The organism is Sphaerospermopsis kisseleviana CS-549 (genome assembly GCF_028329225.1).
GTDB lineage: Bacteria > Cyanobacteriota > Cyanobacteriia > Cyanobacteriales > Nostocaceae > Sphaerospermopsis > Sphaerospermopsis kisseleviana.
Map to the genome: position 1 here is coordinate 1 of NZ_JAQMTI010000041.1, position 8,354 is coordinate 8,354.

At 38.1% G+C, this 8,354-nt stretch carries 3 protein-coding genes; 1 reads left to right on the forward strand and 2 read right to left on the reverse strand.

What is annotated here, in order from left to right; all coding sequences use genetic code 11:
* The first annotated feature begins 451 nt into the window (after positions 1-451).
* Positions 452-862, forward strand: coding sequence for a hypothetical protein (locus tag PN497_RS03035; protein WP_096571788.1), 411 nt, complete (start codon positions 452-454; stop codon positions 860-862).
* Positions 863-1,009: 147 nt separating this feature from the next.
* Here the strand turns inward: PN497_RS03035 and PN497_RS03040 are convergent, their stop codons facing one another.
* Both PN497_RS03040 and PN497_RS03045 read right to left on the reverse strand, forming a co-directional pair.
* Positions 1,010-3,061, reverse strand: a complete 2,052-nt coding sequence (locus PN497_RS03040) for an ABC transporter ATP-binding protein/permease (protein WP_096571787.1) — start codon at positions 3,059-3,061, stop codon at positions 1,010-1,012.
* A 159-nt stretch (positions 3,062-3,220) separates the two neighbouring features.
* Positions 3,221-8,354 (reverse strand): non-ribosomal peptide synthetase (locus tag PN497_RS03045; RefSeq protein ID WP_272109571.1); only part of this gene is annotated, 5,134 nt, incomplete at its 5' end.

Sequence of the window (8,354 nt, forward strand, 5' to 3'; positions counted from 1 at the left end):
GTAACCAATTCTTTGAAATTTCACCCGGAAAATGCACGCTTTTAGGAGTATACCCCTGAAAAATCCTGCACTGATTTCCTGATTTTCCACCTGAAACCCTTGATTTATCAAGGTTTTGAGTTTATTCAGCAAGCCCTAATTTGACAAAACAGGAGCATCCTTATTACAGCAGTTTTTATGTATTTGTACCACATCCTTCTTGTTATCTTCCTTTCTTCCTTTGCGTCTTTGCGTGAGATTAAAAAATGTGGTTCATTTACCTGAAAATCGCTGTAATTCAGTCTTTGTCTAGAAAATAGCTGATTACTGATTACTGAATACTTACGTGGAATTTAATAGCTTTCCACCAATACCCTGGGATAGATTTTGTTTAAAAATTTCTGAATATCATCAATAAAAGGTTTGAAAACCTAATGATCCAAGAAATATTTTTGATGAAATTGCCGATTTTATGACTAAATATTGTCGTGATCAAGCTAGAGATGAACTTTGGTTAATGATGGGAGCAGGAGCAACAGCAGGAGTTGCGGGAGGAATTTCTCCTCTTGGTGCGATCGCCTTTCAAACCAGTTTAGCTGGTGTACAGGGTGTTGTAGTCACTAGAATTGCTCAAATTTATGATGTGAATTTGATACCTGCTAGTGGTGCTGGAGCAATGGCCGCAGCAATTATAGGCATGGGTGGCGGACAATTTCTGTTTAATATGGGCAGTATTATAGCCGGGTTGATTCCTGGTATTGGATCAGTGGTTCAACCCGCAATGGGAGCGGCCGCAGTTAAAGCATTAGGTGAAGTTGCTATTACCTATTTTGAAAATAAGTATCCTCAAAAAATCTACAACTCAAAAACAAAAACATTGTAATATCATGTCCTGTTGAATACTTATCATATCTGTTGGGGCTGGTAATTGGTAATGGGTAATTGGTAATTGGGAAAAGGCAATTATTAACCAAAAACCAACAACTTATATCGTCAGTAATTACCCGGACTTGATATAAATTGTTTCACCCTAAACTTTCACCCATTTCAAAACATTGGGGTCTTTATTATAGCTGTAGGTAGAACCATCTTGAGTTGTAATAGTTTGACCTTTACTAGCTTTAGTTCTCACAGTCCCCAGTGAATAATCTATTAATTTCTGCATTTCTTGATGAGAAAGTCCGGTAATAACACTTGCTTGGTTTGCTTGGTTTACTATTTCTGGTGTTGCTATTTTTGGTTGATTTAGAGATTTATTATTGGCAAAATTATCTATTGTAATTTCAGCTTTTTCATCAGGAATGATGGCAGATGATTGTAATTTCCGACGTTGATAATCCTGCACAGTTAAAAGTTGCCAACTAGAATCTTGAGAAAGTTCTAAAACCCATTGATGATAATCAAATAAGCTTTCCCGATGTCCGACACTGATAAATGTTGTTTTTGTTGCTTGCAATTGTTGATATAAAGTACCTTCATTATTTAAGTCTAAAGCACTGGTAGCTTCATCTAAGATAGTGAAACCAGGTTGAGTAACTAACAATCTGGCAAATGCTAAACGTTGTTGTTCTCCTAAAGATAATATATTTTCCCAGGGAACTTCAGTATCAAAACCATCTACTCGACTTAATAAACTATCCAGATTAACTTGTTTTAAAACTTCTTTGAGTGCGCGATCGCTGACTATTCGTTCTGTATACGGATAAAGCAACTGTTCTCGCAAAGTTCCTAAAATAATGTAAGGACGTTGAGGTAAAAACAACACTTCTTCTAAAGGAGGCCTCACTAAACGACCTGTTCCTGCATTCCACAAACCAGCGATCGCCCTCAATAAAGAACTTTTACCTCTACCACTTGGACCAACAATTAATAAACCTTCTCCCGGTTGTACAGAAAGTGATAAATCTTCCACAATTACTCTCTCATAATTGGGAGTTTGTAAAGTTACATTCTCAAAGGTGATATGATGATCTTCTACTGTTTTGATGGTACTCGCATTTTCTGGTTGTTTAGCGACTTGTTCCAAAGCAGAAGAAAACTCAGACAACCGTTCCACATAAACAGAAAACCTACCTGAACTGCCAAATTCATTGATTAATTCTGCTAGAGCATTAGCAAAAAGATATGCCGATAAAGAAGCTTGGCTAATTTCTCCAAAATCTAGCCGATTTGTAATATATAAAGGTCCGAGTATTAGAAATGGAAATACCTCGATTACAGCTTGATATCCTCTATTAAAAAAGTCTTGATTTCTTTCCCAGCCAATCCTCCGTTTAGAAATCTTGATTAACTGCTGAAATCTTTTTCCAATGATATTTGACTCTTGTTTTTCTCCCCGGAAAAAAGCTATTGATTCAGCATGAACTCTAACATGAGTTAAACAATAGTTATAATCAGCCTTAGATTGAAGTTCCTCTTGATTAATTTTATTTATTTGTTGAGTCAAGTAGACAGCAACTATATTACCCAAAAGAGTATAAATTACTAAAATAATTGCAACTTGCTTTGAAATTGACCAAATAATTATAATATAAGCTATGATTTCCAGTATTTTTTCTAGTAAGGTAGTTGAAAAAGTCAAAGCATTACTTATAACAGGTTCAATTTCTTGAGAGAGGCGTTGATCAGGATTATCAATATCAGATTTAAAATTGATTTTATAGTATGCTCTTTCATGTAAATATTTTGCCAGAATGTGATCATTTAGCCATTGATACCACTCTAGTACCATTTGCTTTCTTACAAACTTAGAAAACCCTACCAATGCTGTTACAAATGCTAGGGTTATAGCATAAGTCAATACAACATTAAAAAACTGAGAAACATCTTTTCCTGTAATAGTAATATCAACTATGTAGCGATAAAGAAAATTACTAACTACATTTAAACTAACAAGTCCAATTATAAGTATTATTAAGAGAATAAGCATTCCCCATGAACGAATCACGTCTGAAAATGCTCTTCCCCCTGATGTACTTGGATACCAGTAAGGTTCGGTAATAGATTGGAAATTTTTCCAAAATTGAGTAAAAGCTGAATAATTATTGCTTAAAGGTTGATCGCGGGAAATTTGAGCTTGCATATTTTAACAATATTGTAATTTTGAGTTGACGTATAAGCAGCAATTTAATATTTCTTGGTTAAAGGTGAAAGGGGAAAGGGTAAGAAAAAACCTTCACCCTGATCCCCTGTGTACCTTCATCCATTAATTTGAGGTTATCAGACTCATGACATTGTACGGTTAGTTAGTCTTATGACCAAATGCCATTTGCTCTGTTACTAACTGGTCATTGATAAAACCGCTACTTATGAAGTAGGAAATATAAGTCCTCAATAAATTTTGGTCTAATATAGGATACATAATATCAGTATTCCCTAGACCATTGATAGTATTTTGATAGTCAATCTCTGGTTCGCGACTATTCTCTAGCGCCATTTTGGGAATAATATGAGACAAAACTCTTAAATTACCAGGATCAGACATTTGACTCTCCAGTGAAATCTCTGAATGCCATTGCTCTACAGGAATCATCTGTACAGGGTATCCTAAAGAGCGAATCAAGTGAAATAAATCCTTGATTGTAGTAGATTCAGGATTAACTAGGTGAAATGCCTTTCCTAAAGATTCCTTTTGTCCTGACAGATTAACAATTATCTTACTCACATAGTCCACAGGAGTCAAATTATCCTCCATCTGCACATCAGGAAATATTCTTGTTTCTAAACAACCCTTGACTAACCTGCAAAATAAATCATCTGTATTACTAATACCTGTTTTGGTACTTCCTGTAATCCTTGATGCTCGATAAATAGCTACAGGTAGACCTAAATCACGAGCTTGCATCACTAATTTCTCTGCTACCCACTTACTTTGAACATAGCCATTTTCTAACACTTGATATTGATCAAGAAGATCCGATTCTAAAATTAATCCTGCTTCATTAGGAGTAGCTGCTGATAAAACAGATGTAGTTGAAATGTAATGTAAAGGTTTAACTTTGATTTCACTGGCTAACCGAATGATTTCTTGCGTTCCCAACACATTAGCAGGTTTTAAAACAGAGTAGGGATAAATAACATTAATCCAAGCACCACAATGATAGATAACATCTATCTGACTTGCTAACTGTTGAAATTCTGATGTGGAAAGACCTAAATATTTTTTCCCTAAATTTCCAACCACAGGAATAATACGTTTTCTGTCAACTTCTGACCAGAGTTTGTACAATTGCAGTTGATTTTCTAGCTTTTGTCGTGCCTCTTCAATATCTGTAGCACGAATCAAACAATAAATAATCGGTTCCTCAGTTTGTTGCAGGAGTTCATAAAGTAAATGACTACCCAGAAAACCCGTCACTCCCGTTAAAAAGATTCCTTGAGGTTTGTTGTTGTAATCTGTAGAGACGTTATATATAACGTCTTTACGGATTTGAATACTGGCATCTAAAACTGCTTCTGCTTTTAAATCTAGCTTAGAGGTAGTAATGGTATTCGTCTGGCTGGTGAGTAAACTATCAAAACCGGCTGCTAGTTCTGCGACTGTCGGGTTTTCAAACAAATAACGTAGGGGTAAATCTATTTGCAAGGTTTCTGTTAATAAAGACATCACTTGCATAGCGCGTAAAGAATTACCCCCCATGTCAAAAAAGTTGTTGTGAATGCCTAATTGTGTTGTTCCTAAAACACTGCTCCAAATATCTGCGATCAGTTTTTGTGTGGGAGTATTGGGTAACACAAAGTTGCTCAGGTTAATCTCTTGGGAGGGTGCGGGTAAGGCGCGACGGTCTATTTTACCATTAGTCGTGACTGGTAAACCCTCCATCATCACAAAAGCTGTGGGAATCATATAATTTGGCAGCTTTTGTTTCAAGAAGCTTTGTAATTCATTTTGGGTTAAGGATGGATTATCAGAGACAACATAAGCAACCAACTGTTTATGACCTGGTTGGTCTTCTCTTGCCATCACAACCTGACAAATCACATCAGGATGTTGAACTAAGAGACTTTCAATTTCTCCCAGTGCAACACGGAAACCTCGGATTTTCACTACATCATCAATGCGTCCAATAAATTCTATATTGCCATCGGGTAAATAGCGTGCTAAATCCCCTGTTTTATAAAGGTAATGGGATGGTTGGTGAGCGAAGTCGAACCATTTACCATCTTTAAACGGATTGAGAATAAATTTCTCGTGTGTCAATTCTGGACGGTTGAGATAACCCCGCGCTAAACGCTCACCACCAATGTACAATTCACCCTTAACTCCTATGGGAACTGGTTGTAAATTGGAATCCAGGATGTAAATTTCTGTATTATCTACAGGACGACCGATGAGGACTGTATTAGTTTTTTCTGGTTGGTAATTTCGCACATCATAGACTATCGCTGTCACCGAGGCTTCGGTCGGACCGTAGGCATTTAAACAAGTTATTCTATCCCCTACTAATTGCTGCCACATTGTCACTGTTTCCGGTAAAACAGTATCTCCACCCACAGTCAATAACCGTAAACTTTGGGGTACGGTGGAGTATGATTGAGATACTGCTACCATCCATTCATGCCAATAAGCGGAAGTCAGGGTTAAAACAGTTATTTGTTGTTGTTCTATAAACTGGGCAAAATTGGCAAAGGAAGAAAACATTTGTGTTGGTCTTAATACTACTGTTCCACCTTTAAACCAAGTGGGGAATATTTCTTCTAGTGCGACATCAAAGCCAAAAGCAGCAAATTGTAAAACGCGTTGGCTTTGCCCGCCGTAGGCATCGCTACTCGTCAAACCAAAGGTTTCACTAATGGCACTGCTATGATTTACCAAAGCTCCATGAGTTAACATCACACCTTTAGGATTGCCAGTAGAACCAGAAGTATACAATACACAAGCCAAATTTTCCGCTACTACTTCACTGACCGGGTTTTCTGGACTGTGAGAATTGAATACTTCCCATTCTTGATCTAAGACAATAACTTTCACCCCTTCCACTGGCAAGGAATTGAGTAGACTTTCTTGTGTGATCAGTACAGAAATTTGTGAATCTTGGGATATGTAAGTTAATCGCTGTTGGGGATAATCAACATCTAGGGGAACATAACCGCCTCCAGCTTTGAGGACTGCCAACAAAGCTACAGTCATGGATAAGGAACGCTCTAAATAAATTCCCACTAAAACCTCTGCACCCACACCCAGAGATTGTAAATAATGGGCTAATTGATTCGCTTTTTGGTTTAACTGTTGATAAGTCAACTGTTGATCATCAAACACCACCGCTACAGCATCCGGTGTTAGTTCTACCTGTTGCTCAAATAAATCATGGAGACATTTACCTACAGGATAATCAGCTTGAGTATCATTCCACTCCACCAGTAACTTTTGTCGCTCAACTGCCGTTAATATGGGCAACTGGTCAATACGCTCTTGGGGATTATTCACCACTGCTTCCAGTAAAGTCACAAAATGACCAATCATGCGCTCGATGGTGCTATGGTCAAACAGATCAGTGTTGTATTCCCATACTCCCACCAGTCCGTTACCTGTACTGAGCGTAGTCGAAGTAGCAGTGTTCTGCATGAATAAGGTCATATCAAATGCAGCTGTCACACCTTTAAATGGTACTGAACTAACGGTTAACCCATTTAACTCCAACTCAGACACAGGAGCATTTTGCAGGTTAAACATGACTTGGAATAGTGGACTATGGGATAAATCCCGTTCTGGTTGCAATGCTTCCACTAGCATTTCAAAGGGCAAATGTTGATGGCTGTAAGCTCCTATTGCCATTTCCCTCACACGAGTTAGCAATTCACTAAAACGGGGATTACCCGCCAAATTACTACGCATTACCAAAGTATTGACAAAAAAGCCAATTAACCCTTCTACTTCCGAGCGATCGCGGTTAGCAATAGGCGACCCAACTAAAATATCTGATTGTCCGGTGTAGCGATAAAGCAAGGTGTCATAAGCAGCCAACAAGGTCATAAATAGGGTACAACCTTGATCATGACTGAGTTTGATCAATTTATCCGTTAACTCAACTGACAGGGAAAATTCATGAGTTGCACCAACTACAGTCTGTACAGCAGGTCTGGGGCGGTCTGTGGGTAATGATAATAAGGTTGGTGCGTCTTTGAGTTGTTGTTCCCAGTATGTTATTTGATTTTGTAGTACATCCCCTTGCAACCATTGTCTTTGCCAAATTGCAAAATCACTGTACTGAATTGGTAGGGTTGATAAAGGTGAAGGTTGATTTTGACAATAAGCATTATATAGCTGTGTCAGTTCTTGGAAAAACACACCCATTGACCAACCATCGGAAACAATGTGGTGCATACACACTAACAATATTTGCTCTGTCTGGTTCACTAAGATTAACTGTACTCTAATTAACGCTTCTGTTTCTAACTCAAATCCTGTCATCTTTTGTTGTTGCGTTAATTGTTCTACAGCTATTTCTTGTTCTGTTTTGCCTAAGTGCTGTAAGTCAACAATTGATACTATTCCCTGTTCCTTGTTCCCTGTTTTCTGTTCTCTAATAACTTGAATTGGTTGTCCGTCAATGCTGGTGAAATTAGTACGTAAGGCTTCGTGACGATGAATAATTGTTTGTAAACTTTGCTCTAATGCTGTAATTTGCAATTTTCCTCGCAAATGTAAAGCTGTGGGTATGTTGTATACTACACTGTTAGCCTCAAATTGGTCTAAGAACCACAAACGCTGTTGGGCAAAAGACATTGGTAAGTCTGCATCTTTGGCTCTTGCTACCAGCTGTGGTGTTGACTGTTCTAATTTGTCTTGTTGTAATTGGGTAATAATATGGGCTAGTTCTCTGACTGTGGGGGCAGCAAACAATTTATTTAATGGTAGTTCCACTTGGAATATTTTGCGGATACGTGAAACTATTTGTGTTGCTAGTAGGGAATGTCCCCCCAGTTCAAAGAAGTTGTCATTTACACCCACAGATTCTACTTTTAGCACTTGTAACCAGGTTTGTGTTAGCAGTTCTTCTATGGGGTTGCGTGGAGCTACATATTTTTCTACTATTGTGCTGTCTAATTCTGGTTTTGGTAGGGCGCGACGGTCTATTTTGCCGTTGGGTGTCAGGGGCAGATTTTCCAATCTGACTAAGGCTGATGGTATCATGTACCCCGGCAGTTTATTCACCAGGAATTGACGAATGCTTGTAAGCTCTGGTGTTGTGTCTTTTTTCGCTACTATGTACCCAACTAAACGTTTTTCTGTGGGGTTGTCTTCACGGACAATGACGCATGATGTCTGAATTTGAGGATGTTGATTGAGTACCGCTTCTATTTCTCCTAACTCAATTCTGAAGCCCCGAATTTTAACTTGATTGTCTATGCGTCCTATGTATTCTATGTTCCCA

What these genes read in the sequence shown, in the direction of transcription:
- PN497_RS03035 (WP_096571788.1), top strand. Translation starts at nt 452, where the DNA reads ATGACTAAATATTGTCGTGATCAAGCTAGAGATGAACTTTGGTTAATG.
- PN497_RS03040 (WP_096571787.1), bottom strand. Translation starts at nt 3,061, where the DNA reads ATGCAAGCTCAAATTTCCCGCGATCAACCTTTAAGCAATAATTATTCA.